15 protein-coding genes are annotated in these 15133 nt (G+C 63.9%); 10 read left to right on the top strand and 5 right to left on the bottom strand.

Features of this window, described 5'->3' with window-relative positions; genetic code table 11:
- Window positions 1–190 precede the first annotated feature (190 nt).
- From rpsF to ACTIFE_RS01630, 9 genes are all read left to right on the top strand, one after another.
- On the top strand, window positions 191–640 hold the full coding sequence (gene rpsF, locus ACTIFE_RS01670; protein ID WP_439527432.1) for a 30S ribosomal protein S6: 450 nt from the start codon (window positions 191–193) through the stop codon (window positions 638–640).
- Between the two features lie 6 nt (window positions 641–646).
- Window positions 647–901, top strand: a complete 255-nt coding sequence (gene rpsR, locus ACTIFE_RS01665; protein ID WP_106754180.1) for a 30S ribosomal protein S18 — start codon at window positions 647–649, stop codon at window positions 899–901.
- A gap of 177 nt (window positions 902–1078) precedes the next feature.
- Window positions 1079–1648, top strand: coding sequence for a 50S ribosomal protein L9 (gene rplI, locus ACTIFE_RS01660; RefSeq protein WP_439527431.1), 570 nt, complete (start codon window positions 1079–1081; stop codon window positions 1646–1648).
- Between the two features lie 234 nt (window positions 1649–1882).
- Window positions 1883–3367: a replicative DNA helicase gene (locus tag ACTIFE_RS01655; protein WP_439527430.1), complete on the top strand. Its 1485-nt coding sequence runs from the start codon at window positions 1883–1885 to the stop codon at window positions 3365–3367.
- A 183-nt stretch (window positions 3368–3550) separates the two neighbouring features.
- A complete protein-coding gene (gene alr / locus ACTIFE_RS01650) occupies window positions 3551–4792 on the top strand; it encodes an alanine racemase (protein WP_439527429.1) in 1242 nt (413 codons plus the stop codon).
- A 1-nt stretch (window position 4793) separates the two neighbouring features.
- Complete coding sequence (radA, locus tag ACTIFE_RS01645; protein WP_439527428.1) at window positions 4794–6230, top strand: DNA repair protein RadA; 1437 nt, start codon at window positions 4794–4796, stop codon at window positions 6228–6230.
- A 110-nt stretch (window positions 6231–6340) separates the two neighbouring features.
- Window positions 6341–6976 (top strand): CvpA family protein, encoded by a 636-nt coding sequence (locus ACTIFE_RS01640; RefSeq protein WP_439527427.1) that lies wholly within the window; start codon window positions 6341–6343, stop codon window positions 6974–6976.
- 50 nt (window positions 6977–7026) lie between these two features.
- Window positions 7027–8529 (top strand): amidophosphoribosyltransferase, encoded by a 1503-nt coding sequence (gene purF, locus ACTIFE_RS01635; RefSeq protein ID WP_439527426.1) that lies wholly within the window; start codon window positions 7027–7029, stop codon window positions 8527–8529.
- A gap of 22 nt (window positions 8530–8551) precedes the next feature.
- Window positions 8552–9298, top strand: coding sequence for an SDR family NAD(P)-dependent oxidoreductase (locus ACTIFE_RS01630; protein WP_439527425.1), 747 nt, complete (start codon window positions 8552–8554; stop codon window positions 9296–9298).
- 269 nt (window positions 9299–9567) lie between these two features.
- Here ACTIFE_RS01630 and ACTIFE_RS01625 read toward each other — a convergent pair whose 3' ends face one another.
- The 5 genes from ACTIFE_RS01625 to ACTIFE_RS01605 form a co-directional block, all read right to left on the bottom strand.
- A complete protein-coding gene (locus tag ACTIFE_RS01625; protein ID WP_439527424.1) occupies window positions 9568–10359 on the bottom strand; it encodes an inositol monophosphatase family protein in 792 nt (263 codons plus the stop codon).
- An 86-nt stretch (window positions 10360–10445) separates the two neighbouring features.
- The gene (gene der, locus ACTIFE_RS01620) at window positions 10446–11870 is read right to left on the bottom strand and encodes a ribosome biogenesis GTPase Der (RefSeq protein ID WP_439527423.1); all 1425 of its coding nucleotides are present in this window, start codon (window positions 11868–11870) and stop codon (window positions 10446–10448) included.
- A 44-nt stretch (window positions 11871–11914) separates the two neighbouring features.
- Window positions 11915–13267, bottom strand: coding sequence for an outer membrane protein assembly factor BamB family protein (locus ACTIFE_RS01615; protein WP_439527422.1), 1353 nt, complete (start codon window positions 13265–13267; stop codon window positions 11915–11917).
- Window positions 13267–13950 carry a tetratricopeptide repeat protein gene (locus tag ACTIFE_RS01610; protein ID WP_439527421.1) on the bottom strand — a complete coding sequence of 228 codons (684 nt, stop codon included), beginning with the start codon at window positions 13948–13950 and terminating at the stop codon, window positions 13267–13269. The genes ACTIFE_RS01615 and ACTIFE_RS01610 overlap by 1 nt, the downstream gene beginning before the upstream one ends.
- 172 nt (window positions 13951–14122) lie before the next feature.
- On the bottom strand, window positions 14123–14701 hold the full coding sequence (locus ACTIFE_RS01605; RefSeq protein WP_439527420.1) for an NnrU family protein: 579 nt from the start codon (window positions 14699–14701) through the stop codon (window positions 14123–14125).
- Between the two features lie 138 nt (window positions 14702–14839).
- Here ACTIFE_RS01605 and ACTIFE_RS01600 point away from each other — a divergent pair, with 138 nt between their 5' ends.
- Window positions 14840–15130 (top strand): PilZ domain-containing protein, encoded by a 291-nt coding sequence (locus ACTIFE_RS01600; protein ID WP_439527419.1) that lies wholly within the window; start codon window positions 14840–14842, stop codon window positions 15128–15130.
- The last annotated feature ends 3 nt before the right edge of the window (window positions 15131–15133 follow it).

The raw sequence follows: 15133 nt of genomic DNA, 5'->3' as shown, positions 1-15133 counted from the left end.
AGAGCGGGCTCGTCCGGAACCTTGGCTGGTGGCTGAACGGAAGGATGTGTCTTTTTGGACGCATCAGGATCGTAAGGGATCCGCCTTCCCGTGTCTCCGCTCTCGTAGGACTTATACGTACCTTTCCGTAGGCACGTTGAGGCTTTGCGCCAGGTTCCGTCCGATTGACACTTAGAAAGGCAATCAACACATGCCGCTTTATGAACACGTGTTCCTGGCCCGCCAGGACGTGTCGACCCAGCAGGTCGAGCAGCTCGTCGAGCAGTACAAGGGTCTCCTTGAGGCCAATGGTGGCAAGGTCGGCAAGATCGAGACCTGGGGCCTGCGCTCCCTCGCCTACCGCGTCAAGAAGAACCGCAAGGCTCACTACACCCTGATGAACATCGACGCACCGCATGCCGCGATTGCCGAGATGGAACGCCAGATGGGCCTCAACGAAGACGTCCTGCGCTTCATGACCATCAAGGTCGAAGCCCATGACGAAGAACAGTCTGCCATGATGCAGAAGCGCGACCGTGACGACCGTCGCCGCCGCGACGACCGCTTCGGCGGTGAGCGCAGCGACCGCCCGGATCGTGGCGACCGTCCGGCTCGTGGTGACCGCGGCGACCGTGGTCCCCGCCGTGCAGATGCGGAGTAATTGACAATGTCCGAAATCGCCCAGACCCAGTCCCAGACCCGTCGTCCGTTCTTCCGTCGTCGCAAGACCTGCCCGTTCACCGGCAACGGTGCCCCGGTCATCGACTACAAGGACATCCGTCTGCTGCAGCGCTACATTTCCGAGCGTGGCAAGATCGTTCCGAGCCGCATCACTGCGGTGTCCGCGAAGAAGCAGCGTGAACTGGCCCGCGCCATCAAGCGTGCGCGCATCCTGTCGCTGCTGCCCTTCGTCATCAAGTAATCCCGGGCCTGACCCGGTTCAGGTCGCGGCGAGGTTTCCTTGCCGCGACCTTGTCAGTTTAAGACCTGACGCTGTCGGCGTAAAACCTGGCAATCCCGGATTGGGGCCGACGGGCTGAAGCTCGGCCTCTAACCACGGACCATGATGTCCGTGGGACAGACCGACTGGAGAAGTCCAATGGAAGTCATTCTGCTTGAACGCGTGGCCAAGCTCGGCCAGATGGGCGACAAGGTTCGCGTCCGCGACGGTTACGCCCGCAATTTCCTGCTGCCGCAGGGCAAGGCGCTGCGCGCCAACAAGGCGAACCTCGCCAAGTTCGAAGCTGACCGCGTTCAGCTCGAAGCCCGCAACCTGGAGCGCCGCAAGGACGCCGAGGCTGTTGGCGAGACCCTGAAGGGCCAGACCTTCGTCGTCATCCGCTCGGCCTCTGAAACCGGCCAGCTCTACGGCTCGGTCTCGACCCGTGACATCGCCGATGTTGCAACCGCTGGCGGCTTCACCGTTGCCCGCACCCAGGTTGTCCTGTCTGCCCCGATCAAGAACATCGGCCTGCACAGCGTCATCGTTGCGCTGCACCCGGAAGTCGAAGTCGCGATCAACATCAACGTTGCCCGTTCGGCCGACGAAGCCGCGCGCCAGGCAACCGGCGAAGACCTGACCGGCCGCGAGCAGGACATCTTCGAGTTTGAAGAAGATGAAGCTGAAGACGGTGACGACGATGTCGAAGGCGAAGACGACAACGTCTGATTTTCTGGTCTTCGCATCATCGAAGACCTGAGCGACGGCGCCCCTTGCGGGCGCCGTTTTTCGTTTGCCGGATAGGTCAGGTCACGGCCCCTCGGGCAAGGACGTCAAGGCGGAAAACGACAGTTGTCCCCGCTGATCTGAAGCGCAGGCAGGATATTAACAGATCCTTCACTCCCGCCTTTTCCTGTCTCGCCATCCCCGCTAAACGAAGGGGTGCGACAGGCGGGGGACCCCATGAAAGGCAACATTCAGAAGATCGAGGCTGCCAGCGACAGCCTGCGCGTCGCGCCGCATAATGCGGAGGCCGAACGCCAGCTGCTCGGCGCGATCCTGGTCAACAACGAGACCTACTACCGCGTCTCGGACTTTCTCGAAGCACATCATTTCTTCCTGCCGCCGCACAAGGATATTTACGAGAAGATCGGCCAACTCATCCGGGCCGGAAAGACGGCTTCGCCGATCACGCTCAAGACCTTCTATCCCGCCGATACCAAGATCGCCGACCTCAGCGCGACGCAATATTTCCTGCGCCTTGCCGCCGATGCGGCCTCGATCATCAACGCCGAGGACTATGGCCGCACGATCTATGACCTTGCCGTGCGCCGGAACCTGATCCGCATCGGCGAGGACATGGTCAATATCGCCTTCGACGCGCCGATCGACATGCCGCCGAACCAGCAGATCGACGATGCCGAGCGGCGGCTGTTCGAACTGGCGGAAAAGGGCCGCAGCGAGGGCGGCTTTGTCTCCTTCAGCGATGCGCTGACCGAAACCATCCAGATGGCGCATGCCGCCTATAACCGCGAAGGCGCGTTGTCGGGCATCTCGTCCGGATTGACCGATCTCGACCGGCTGATGGGCGGCCTGCAGCATTCCGACTTGATCGTGCTCGCCGGTCGGCCCGCCATGGGCAAGACATCACTTGCCACCAACATCGCCTTCAACGTCGCCCAGGCCTTCATGGCCGAGGAGCAGCCAGACGGCACGATGAAGACGATGAACGGCGGTGTCGTCGGCTTCTTCTCGCTGGAAATGTCGGCCGAACAGCTCGCCACCCGTATCATCTCCGAGCAGGCCGAGATTTCCTCGTCGAAAATCCGGCGCGGTGACATCACCGAGGCCGAGTTCGAGAAGCTTGCCGCCTGCGCCCAGCACATGCAGACCGTACCGCTTTACGTCGACCAGACCGGTGGCATTTCCATCGCCTCGCTGGTCGCCCGTGCCCGCCGGCTCAAACGCCAGCGCGGCCTTGACCTGCTTATCGTCGACTATATCCAGCTCCTGTCCGGTTCCCAGAAGAACAGCGGCAACCGCGTCCAGGAAATCACCGAGATCACCACGGGCCTGAAGGCGCTGGCGAAGGAACTCAACGTTCCCATCATCGCCCTGTCCCAGCTCTCGCGTCAGGTGGAATCGCGCGAGGACAAGCGGCCACAGCTGTCGGACCTGCGCGAATCAGGCTCGATCGAGCAGGACGCCGACGTGGTCATGTTCGTGTTCCGTGAGGAATACTACATGAGCAAGACCGAGCCGGAGGAAGGCACCCCGGAATACGAGGTCTGGAAGGACAAGATGGATCGCCTGAAGGGCAAGGCAGAAATCATCATCGCCAAGCAGCGTCACGGCCCGACCGGGACGGCGCAGCTGCACTTCCAGGGCGAGTTCACCCGCTTCTCGGATCTGGCCGAAGACCAGTATCTGCCCGAACGGATGGAATAAATCTTTCACTTGCCTTGGCCTTGTCGGGCCTTGGACAAGCCCGGGCAGCACCGTTGCCCGGGTTTCTTCGTTCTGGACGAAGGCAACGGGCGAAATTCCGGCTTCGGGTCTTTATGATGGTGCCAACCGCCTGGGCCACGAATCGCCTTCCTGTCGACGCATCGCCGGACAAGACCGCCAAGCATGACGCCAGTCACCAAAGAGACCAGACCGCCATCTGCATCGCCTGGCCTGCGGCCGGACGGCGGGGCCGAAGGTGACGCCGACAGCATGGTCCATGGCAGCCGCCTGACCATCGACACCGATGCGATTGCAGCCAACTGGCGGATGTTGCGTGACCGGGTCGGTGCGTCTGTGATCTGCGCTGCGGCCGTCAAGTCCGATGCCTATGGCTGTGGGCTGACGCCGGTCGTGCGGGCCTTGGCGGGGGCCGGCTGCACCACCTTTTTTGTCGCCCTGCCGCAAGAAGGCGTCGTGGTTCGCCGCGAAATGCCGGGTGCCATCATCTATGTGCTGAATGGTCTCCTGCCGGGCGCCGCTCCCCATTACGCCGAAGCCAGGCTCCGTCCCGTGCTCGGCTCGCTGGCTGAGGCAGAGGAATGGGCCCTGTTCTGCCGCAGGCGCAAGGTGATGCTGGGCGCGGCGCTGCATATCGACACCGGCATGAACCGCCTTGGACTGAGCGAGGCCGACACGCGGCGGATCGCCGCCGACAGCGCGATGCTGCAGGCCTTCGACCTCACGCTGGTGATGAGCCACCTCGCCTGCGGCTCAACGGCCAGTTCGCCTTTCAACGCGGAGCAGCTCGCGCGGTTCAAGTCGCTGCGGGAGCTGTTTCCGTGCACGCCCTGTTCGCTTGCCAATTCCGCCGGTATCTATCTCGGCCCGGACTATCACTTCGACATGGTGCGTCCGGGGATTGCACTCTACGGCGGCGAGATCATCGAGGGCGCGCCGGAGCGGCTGCGTCCGGTGGTCAAGCTCGAGGCGCGGATCCTGCAGATCCGGCATGTCCCGGCTGATGTGTCCGTCGGATATGGTCAGGCCCAGACCACCTGCCGCCCGACCCGGCTCGCCATCCTGTCGACCGGTTACGGCGACGGATATCACCGCAGGGCCGGCGGCGCGGACAACCGCGCGGACGGCCAGCCGTCTGCCTATGGTGCGGTGGCTGGCTACAAGGTGCCACTGTTCGGCCGGGTTTCAATGGACCTCCTGGCGGTGGACATCACGGATGTTCCCGCCGACCTCACGAGGCGCGGCGCTTTCATTCAGCTCTATGGACCCGATATCGACATGACTGACATTGCTGGTGCGGCCCAAACCATCGACTACGAGTTGCTCACCAGCCTCGGCCAGCGCCATCAGCGGATCTATGCCCCGCTGTCGGCCGCAGTTTCTGCAACCTTGAAGGAACCCCGCTGAGATGGCGCGCCGCTCAACCACTTTCCTGTGCCAGTCTTGTGGCGCGGTCAGCACCCGCTGGGCCGGCCGCTGCGATGCGTGCGGTGAATGGAATTCCATAGTTGAGGAGCAGACCAGAGGCGGCGTCGGCGGTGGACCGGCCAAGGGCAAACCGGCCAAGGGCCGGGTCGTCCAGCTCGTTGGCCTGTCCGGTGAAGCCAAGGAAGCCCCGCGCTTCCAGAGCGGCATCAAGGAACTCGACCGGGTGACTGGCGGCGGGTTCGTGCGCGGTTCGGCCTTGCTCGTTGGCGGCGATCCGGGCATCGGCAAGTCGACCCTGCTGATCCAGGCCTCCGCAGCGCTTGCCAACAAGGGCCTGCGCTCGGTCTACATTTCGGGTGAAGAGGCCATTGACCAGGTTCGCCTGCGCGCTGAGCGCCTTGGCCTGTCGCAGGCGCCAGTGGCATTGGCCGCCGAGACCAGTGTCGAGGATATCCTTGCGACCCTCGAAGCTGGCCCGCCCCCTGCCCTGCTGATCCTTGATTCGGTGCAGACACTTTGGACCGAACAGGCTGATTCGCCCCCGGGCACCGTGACCCAGGTCCGTGCATCCGCTCAGGCCATGGTCCGCTATGCCAAGAAGTCCGGCACCGCCATGGTGCTGGTCGGGCATGTGACCAAGGACGGCCAGATTGCCGGTCCCCGCGTCGTCGAGCATATGGTCGACGCGGTGCTCTATTTCGAGGGCGACGGGGCGCACCAGTACCGTATCCTGCGCTCGGTCAAGAACCGGTTCGGCGCCACCGACGAGATCGGGGTCTTCGAAATGACCGGGGCCGGCCTGCAGGAGGTGGCCAATCCGTCTGCGCTGTTTCTCGGCGATCGCGCCACCAATTCGCCCGGATCCGTTGTTTTCGCCGGCCTGGAGGGCTCGCGTCCGCTGCTCATCGAAATCCAGGCGCTGGTCGCTCCCTCGCCGCTCGGCACGCCCCGCCGCGCCGTGATCGGCTGGGACAGTGCCCGCCTGTCGATGATCCTGGCCGTGCTGGAAGCGCGCTGCGGCGTGCGGTTTTCCCAGCACGATGTCTATCTGAACGTGGCCGGTGGCCTTCGCATCAACGAGCCGGGCGCTGACCTTGCGGTTGCCGCAGCACTCGTCTCTTCCCTCAGCGGCCTTGCCCTGCCGGCCAATTGCGTCTATTTCGGCGAGGTCAGCCTGTCCGGTGCGATCCGACCGGTCGCGCAGGGACAGGCACGACTGAAAGAGGCGCAGAAACTCGGCTTTGACCGGGCGATCTGTCCGCAGGGCACCGTCAAGGACGGGGGCAAGGCGGAGATTGCGGCGGACGGAGTTCAGGATCTCGCCGCCTTCATAGCAAGGATCACCGCCGGTGCGCCCCGCAAGGGCGATGCACCGACCAGGGAAACGGCCCGGACACCGGGCCGGAGTGCCGACTGAGCTGCGGAAAAAGCGCTTAGCCGGAACGGAATTTGACCTGCACCTTGCGCGCAGGGAGCAACCGGCTTATGTCCGGTGCGCCGCGCGGGACATGAGGACAAGACCGAGCAATGCCGATCACGCTTCTGGACGGAATCCTTATCGTCATCATGCTTATTTCGGCTGTCCTGGCGATGGTACGCGGCTTCGTGCGCGAGGTGCTGTCGATCGCCTCCTGGGTGGCTGCAGCGGCCAGCGCCTACATGCTCTACGGGCATGTGCTGCCTTTCGCGCGCCAGTATATCAGCAACGAATATGTCGCCCTTGGCGCGTCAGTCGCCGGCGTATTCCTGCTGACCCTGATCATCGTCAGCTACATCACGATGCGGATCTCTGATTTCGTGCTGGACAGCCGCATCGGGGCACTCGACCGCACGCTCGGCTTCGTCTTCGGCGCGGCTCGTGGCCTGCTGCTGGTCGTCGTCGCCATGCTGTTCTTCAACTGGTTCGTCGCCCCCGAGCGCCAGCCGACCTGGGTGGCCCAGGCCAAGTCGCGTGATCTGCTGGTTCATATCGGCGACCGCCTCGTCGCGGCGCTGCCGGAAGACCCGGAAGCTGCTATTCTCAACCGGATCCGCTCGGGCCAGGGCGCCGCGCCCGCAGCCCCGTCGGGGACTTCCCCGGCGACGGCGAACGAGAATACAGGCTACTCCCCGGCTGAACGCCAGGGTATCGAGCAACTGACAACCGGTGGCACCGGAAACTAAGCCAGGTTGGGCCGGGTCCGCCCGGTTCGTAAAGAGCTAAGGACATCGCCATGACCGGAACGACCCATCACCCGGACCAGGTGTCGAAAGACGCAATTGACCAGATCGACGACATGTACGGCGACACGCTGCGCGAGGAGTGCGGCGTGTTTGGCGTTCTGGGGCATGAGGATGCCGCCGCCCTGACCGCTCTCGGCCTGCATGCGCTGCAGCACCGGGGCCAGGAAGCCGCCGGCATTGTCACCTATGACGAGAACGACCAGTTCCGCGCCGAGCGCCATCTTGGCCTTGTCGGCGATCATTTTTCGAGCGCCAACACGATCTCGCGCCTGCCGGGTTCGGCCGCTGTCGGCCATGTACGCTATTCCACCACCGGCGAGCCGATCCTGCGCAATGTGCAGCCGCTGTTTGCCGAACTGGATGGCGGCGGCTTTGCCATCTGCCACAATGGCAACTTCACCAATGCGCTGACCTTGCGGCGCCAGCTGATCCGCGACGGCGCCATCTGCCAGTCAACCTCGGATTCGGAAGTCGTGCTGCAGCTCGTCGCCCGCAGCCGCCAGCCGAAGATCGTCGACCGCTTCATCGAGGCGATCCAGCAGATGGAAGGCGCCTATTCGCTCGTTGCCCTGACGCGCAAGAAGCTGATCGGTGCCCGCGATCCGCTCGGCATCCGGCCGCTGGTTCTGGGCGATCTCAACGGCGCCCCGATCCTGGCGTCTGAAACCTGCGCCCTCGACATCATCGGCGCCCGCTTCATCCGCGAAGTGGAAAATGGCGAAGTCATCGTCTGCACCCCGTCCGGCATCGAGAGCTACTTCCCCTTCGGCCGTCGCCCGGCGCGTCCCTGCATCTTCGAATATGTCTATTTCGCCCGTCCCGACTCCGTCGTCGGTGGCCGCTCGGTCTATGACGTGCGCCGCGAGATGGGCCGCCAGCTTGCCCGCGAAACCCATGCCGACAGCGATGTGGTCGTGCCGGTGCCGGACAGTGGCGTGCCTGCCGCCATCGGCTACAGCCAAGAATCCGGCGTTCCGTTTGAACTTGGCATCATCCGCAACCACTATGTCGGCCGCACCTTCATCGAACCGACCCAGTCGATCCGCACGCTCGGTGTGAAGCTGAAGCATTCGGCCAACCGGGCCCAGATCGAAGGCAAGCGGGTGACGCTGATCGATGACAGCCTTGTACGCGGAACAACGTCGGTCAAGATCGTGCAGATGATCCGGGATGCGGGCGCCCGCGAAGTTCACTTCCGTCTCGCCAGCCCGCCGATCCGCTACTCGGATTATTATGGCATCGACACGCCGGTCCGTGAAAAGCTGCTGGCAGCCCGCTACAATCTCGACGAGATGTGCGCCTTCATCGGTGCGGACAGCCTCGCTTTCCTCTCTGTCGAAGGCATTTACAAGGCGATGGGCTATGAAGGGCGTGACAGCGCCAACCCGCAGTTCACCGACCATTGCTTCACCGGCGACTATCCGACCCCGCTGACCGATCTGGCGGATGACGTCGAGTTCCGCAAGCCGCCGCGGCTGGTGGAAATCCGGTAGTCCGTAACGGGATCCAGTACGAATGACAGATACTCAACTTCAGGGCCGCGTCGCCGTCGTCACCGGCGCCTCGCGCGGCATCGGCTATCATCTTGCCAAGGCGCTTGCCGCCGAAGGCGTGCATGTGATCGCCCTGGCGCGCACTGTCGGTGGCCTGGAAGATCTCGATGACGAGATCAAGGGCCTCGGCGGCAGTGCCACTCTCGTCCCGCTCGACCTGATGGATTACGATGGCATCGACCGTCTCGGCGCTGCGATCTATGAACGCTGGGGCAAGCTCGACATGCTGGTCGGCAATGCCGGCATGCTCGGCGGCCTGTCGCCCCTCGGCCACATCGACATCAAGACCTTTGACAAGGTGATGGCGCTCAACGTCACCGCCAACTGGCGCCTGATCCGCTCGCTGGACCCGCTGTTGCGCCAGTCCGACACTGGCCGCGCCGTGTTCCTCACCTCCAGCGCCGCGCACAAGTGCAAGCCGTTCTGGGGCGCCTATTCCGCGTCGAAGGCAGCTCTGGAAGCGCTGGTGCGCACCTATGCGGGTGAAACCCAGTCGACGGCGGTTCGCGTCAATCTGCTCAACCCCGGCGCCATGCGCACGGCCATGCGGGCCAAGGCGATGCCGGGCGAGGATCCGGAGACGCTGCCGCATCCGTCCGAAGTGGCGCCGCAGATCATCACCATGCTGCGGCCGGATTTTGCCGATACCGGGCGCCTGTATGATCGCCCGTCCGGCATGTTCAAGGACTTTGTCCCGCTGGTCGTCTGACGGGGTGCTTGAACAGAGCCAATAAAAAAGCCGGAGCAAGTGCCCCGGCTCAGAGTGCTGATAAATCCCTCTTTGGTCATCCCGGACGCAGCGAAGCGGAGATCCGGGACCGGAGGGCCCCGGTCTGTCGGTTATTAACTCATTGCGATATCGACATCTTGACCCACCGGTCCCGGCTCGGCGCTGCGCTTGGCCGGGATGACGGCGTTGATGTCGAGGTTTGTTATCAAACTAAGCCGTGGTAGTTGCCACGACTTTTTTGGGGTGCCTCAGCCAACCTTCGGGAATGCCGCGTCGCAGATCGCGACCAGGTCGGCTTCGATACCCTTGCCACCGGCAATCACACGCACGCCTGCCGTCAAGGCCGCATCGGCGTCATAGGCAACAGAAAAGCCGCCGGCCTCCTCGATCATCAGGAGACCCGCCAGGCAGTCCCAGGCGTTCATATGTGCCTCGCAATAGCCGATCAGCCGGCCGGAGGCGACATAGGCCAGCATCAGGCCGCCGGAGGCGTTGCGAAAGAACACGCCGCCCTTCGCCACCAGCGCGTCGATCACCTGTACGGCACCGCAGGCGTGGCTGCGCCCGCTGAAACCAACGCCGACCGAGCCGCGTCCGAGACTGTCGCTGGATGACACTTTTACCGGCCGCCCGTTGACGAAGGTGCCGGAGCCCTTCTCGGCATGGAACATCTCACGCGCCACCGGATCATAGGTGATGCCGATCACCGTCTGGCCGTCCTTGACGCAGGCGATGACGACGCACCACTGCGGAATGCCGGCGACAAAATTCGCCGTACCATCAATTGGATCGATCACCCAGGTATAGCCGGATGTGCCGGCCAGCCGGCCATGTTCCTCACCGACGATGCCGTCCTCTGGATAGGCCTCGGCCAGAGCCGCGCGGACCAGCGTTTCGACATCGCGGTCCGCTTCGGACACCAGATCCTGGTGTCCTTTCGCCGTGACGGTCAGGGTTTCGAGGCGGCGAAAATACTCAAGACCAAGCGCACCGGCGCGCTCGGCAAGGGCAAGGGCAAATTCCAGGCGTGAACCAGCCATGACAGACCTCCTGGCATCGGAAAACGGGAAATGAGAATAAGGCGGGGCATGCAAAACCCGGGGCATCGCTGCCCCGGGCTGAAACGTCAACGATGCTGCTTGGCCCGGGCCGCATAAGGATTGTCCCCCTTGCGGTAGGACAGCCGGATCGGCGTGCCGGGCATTTCGAACTTCTTGCGCAGGTTGTTGGTCAGGTAGCGCGTGTAGCTCTCCGGCAGTTCCTCGGGACGGGAACTGAACACGATGAAATGCGGCGGACGGGTCTTGGCCTGCGTCATGTAGCGCAGCTTGACCCGGCGCCCCTGCACCGCCGGAGGCGGATGGTGGGCCAGGATCCCGGTGAGCCAGCGGTTGAGCCGCGCTGTCGAGATACGGCTGTTCCAGATGTCATAGGCGCCGAGCACCGCCTCCATCAGCCGGTCGATGCCCTGGCCCTGCAGGCCGGACAGGGTGCAGATGGTGACGCCGCGGATCTGGTTCAGATAGCGTTCCTGCGCATCGCGAATGGCGCTCCAGGCAACCTCGCGATCCTCGATCAGGTCCCACTTGTTGATGGCAATCACCACCGCGCGGCCTTCGCGGGCGCACAGTTCGATGATCTGCAGATCCTGCTTTTCGAAAGAGTTCGTCGCATCGAGGGCCACGACCACGACTTCAGCGAACTTGATCGCGCGCAGCGCATCGGCAACGGAAAGCTTTTCCAGCTTTTCCTGCACGCGCGCCTTGCGGCGGATCCCGGCCGTGTCGAACAGCTTGATGTGATGGTTGCGCCATTCCCAGTCGACGGAGATGGAGTCGCGCGTGATGCCCGCCTCCGGACCGGTCAGCATCCGCTCCTCACCAACCATACGGTTGATCAGAGTTGATTTGCCGGCGTTGGGGCGTCCGACGATGGCCACCCGCAACGGGCGCTCCTTGGTGCCGACCGGCTCCTCGGGAACCAGATCCTGGCCTTCCTCGTCGAGTTCGATGGCAATGCGCGCCTCATCCGCCGCGGCCTGCTCCTCTTCCTCGACCCGTTCGACAAACGGCAACAGCGCCTCATAGAGATCGGCCAGGCCCTCGCCGTGCTCGGCTGACACCGGGATCGGCTGGCCAAGGCCGAGCGAGAACGCTTCATAGAGCCCGCCCTCGCCTGCCCGCCCTTCGGCCTTGTTGGCCAGTAGGATCACCGGCGTATCGGTCTTGCGGGCCACGGCGGCAAAATGCGCATCCAGTGGCGTCACGCCGGCGCGGGCGTCAATGACGAACAGCACCACATCGGCTTCCGCGATGGCTTCCTCGGTCTGGGCGCGCATGCGGCCCTCGAGGCTGGCAGCATCGGCGTCTTCCAGACCTGCCGTATCGATGATGGTGAAGCGCAAGTCGCCGAGGCGCGCATCACCGGGCCGCCGGTCACGCGTCACCCCTGGTGTGTCATCGACGAGCGCCAGGCGCTTGCCCACGAGGCGGTTGAACAGCGTTGACTTGCCCACGTTCGGCCGGCCGATAATGGCGACGGTCGCACCCAAATTGCATCTCCTGCCAGCCCGTCAGATCCGGGCCGTTTCGTATCTCAGTTGAAAGCCGCCAGACCGCTGTCGCCTTCAAGCACGATCACGCGGCCTCCGGCCACGATCGGCGTCACGAACACATTGGTCTGGACATCCCTCACGCTCTGCACGTTTCCGGACGCCGCGTCAACCAGTGCGATGCGTCCATCGTTCGAGAAAGCGACCAAAGTGCCGTTTGCGAGCACGGGACCGGCCCAATTGCGTCGTTTCTTCTTGTTTTCGAGCAGCGGCAGGTCGGCGCGCCACAGGATCTGGCCTGTCTTGCGATCCAGCGCAACGACCCGGTCATCCAGCGTGACCATGAACATCGCCGATCCCGAGACAACGGGCGTATGCACACTGCCGATGTCCTGTTCCCATTCCACCTGGCCGGTCTTCAGCGAGGCCGCGATGGTGCGTCCGGCCACGCCGGTTGCATAGACCGTACCGCCGGCGACCACCGGGCTCGCGGAGACATCGGCGATAGTCGACAGGGTCAGGGTGCGGAAGGCGCGGGCAACACCCTCGGCCCAGATCGGTTCACCCTTCTTGATGTCGATGGCCATGATCTCGCCGGAGGAGAACGGCACCACCACCGTCCCGCCGACGACAGCCGGCGAGGACGCGGAGAGGAGACCGGCGGATTCATCAATCCCGGAGTAGGTCCAGGCCACCGTGCCGTCGTCCTGTTTGATGGCATAGACCTCGTTGCGCTGGGTCACGACGAAGACATAGCCACCGCCGACGCCAGGAGCACCGCGCGCCGGAGCGCTGAGGTCAATCGACCACAGCACCTGGCCGGAGCCGGCATCAAGGGCTGCGAATTTCCGGTATCCGGTCGCTGCGAAGACACGGCCATTGGCCACAGCCACGCCGCCGCCGGCCGCAACATCGCCTTCCGTCTCGGGACGAAGGTCGCGGGTCCAGGCGCGCGCGCCACCGGTTGAGAAGGCGATGACCTCGCCGCTCGGCTTGTAGACGAAAAGCCGGCTGCCATCCGACACGGGACGGGCCGCAGCGCGCAAGCCTGACGAGGTCAACCCGCCGCCGGCGCTGCCAATAGAGGCGCGCCAGACGCGTTGCCCGCTGACGGACACCGAAACATTGCCCGGGTCATTGCTTTCCGGTCCGCCGGCCTGCGGCCAGCTCTGGCCGCCGGTGGCCGACCCGACGCTCGCCGATTTGCCCGAGGGCGAGGCAAGCGGATCGGCTTCTGCGAAGACCGGCCGCCGGTCGCCCGGAAGGATCTTTTCCTTTTGCGAGAACGGATTGATCGCGTCGGTGTACTCGGACACCGAGCTGCAGCCCTGCAAGGCCGCCAGGAGGACGGTCAAGCTGGCAATGGCGGAAAGACGCGGGGAACGCGGGCGCTGCATCAGTTGCTTACTCCCTCGCCGGCAGGGGCCTTGCCCGTCGCCGCACGGATCAGATCGTTGAGAAGGCCGATGCGCCCGCTGATGTCACGCGGGGCAGCCGGGTCGCCGGCAATCCTGTCGACCCAGGTCTGGGCCGCAGCCATGTCGCCGGTCTTCCAGGCACTGAAGGCGAGGATTTCCCGGGCCGCAAATCGCCAGGCGTTGCTGTCTGCGGTCGCAACCGGCTCCAGCCTTGCGCTGAGCGCAGTGTAGTCGGCACTGTCCATGGCGAGATAACCAGCCCGGACCGCGGCGAGGTTGCGCATCAGCATGTCGACGGACGTGTCAGCGGCAATGGCGTCGAAGCGCTCGATTGCCTCTTCTTCTTTGCCCTGGGCAGCAAGGTCCGTGGCCGCACGCAGGCGCGCCAGCACGGGGTATCCGCCGGTCGCGCCGGTCAGGCTCTCGAACAGGGCCTGCGCCTCGTCGCTCTTGCCCTCGTTGGCAAGGCTGACGGCCTGCAGGAACGTGTCGCCGGACACTTGGGCCTGCTGCTCCTGCCAGTAAAGCCAGCCCCGGTAGCCTCCGGTGCCAACCACCACCAGCACGGCAAGGCCGATAACATAAATGCCGAACCTGTCCCAAAGGCGACGGTACTTTTCGTGACGGATATCCTCGTCGACTTCGCGGAAAATGTCGGACATACGAGCCAGGTTCCTGAAAACTGTCTGAGCTTGAGCGGCGCGAAGCGGAGCCCGCACGGCGCGGCGCCACATTACAGTGTCACCTGCGCTGTGGCAAACGTCCGTCTTCAGCTGTTTTCAAGGACTTGATGGCTGAAGTGAGGCGGTCGTCGGCATGGGCGACCAGAATCACTCACATTGGCGACACACCAAACAGCCACAGGTGCAGCTTCCAGACGAAGAGGCCGTAGAGGGCCAGACCACCCACCAGTGCAATGATGTCGCCGGCAGCGCCGAGTTGGATCGCCGGGGCACCACCTGTATCGCTGGCCGGTCGCCGCTTCAATGAAATCCGGTCAATCACCGCATAGGCAAGGAAGCTGCCGAACAGCAGCACGGAGGCCAGGTCGCCATTTGCCAACAGATGCGCCAGGGACCAGAGCTTTACGGCCACCAGCATCGGGTGCTTCACGGCCGTCTTGATCCGGCCAGGCACATAAGCAGCAATCAGGAACACGAACACGGGCAGCAGCAGAAGCAGGGCCATATGGCGCAGCCAGGTCGGAGCCTCATAGACAAGCGGTGCGCCTTCGAAACGGGCTTGGCCATAGCCGAAGATGATCAGGGCAAGGCCTGCTGCAGAGACCAGGCTGTACAGCCCCTTGTATCCGCCCTCCCCCAATCGTGTGATCAGACGCGTGCGCAGATCGCGTTTCATGGTCACACCATGACAGCCGAAAAACAGGACAAGCCCTGCGATCAGGTAAAACATGCCGGATCTCCCTCAGAAGGCCGCGCGACCGGCCTGATTTCATGCCCCATGTGGCGGCTTTTCTGTGATCGGTGCAAGGTTTGTTTCACACCGCAGCGCTATCATCGGGCATCCTGAAATCGCAGGCTGGAGGTTGCCGTGGATGAACGCCGCAGCGCCCCGCGACGGCGCACCCTGAAGTCGGCCCGCATTGTTTTCCACAATGGAACACGGGTTTATGACTGCGTGATCCGCAACTCGTCGGATGGCGGTGTCCTGCTCAATGTCCCCAGCACCCATGACGTGCCGGAGGCGTTCCTGCTCTACATTGATTCCGAGCACATCCGCCGCCCGACCAGGGTCGTCTGGCGCACGGTCGACCAGATCGGCGTGGCCTTTGCCGGCCCGGCAGAGCCGATCCCCGCACCTGGACACCACGCCGGTCACTAGTCT

This window comes from Pannonibacter sp., assembly GCF_051860505.1.
GTDB lineage: Bacteria > Pseudomonadota > Alphaproteobacteria > Rhizobiales > Stappiaceae > Pannonibacter.
This window is presented reverse-complemented; position numbering and strand designations above follow the sequence as displayed.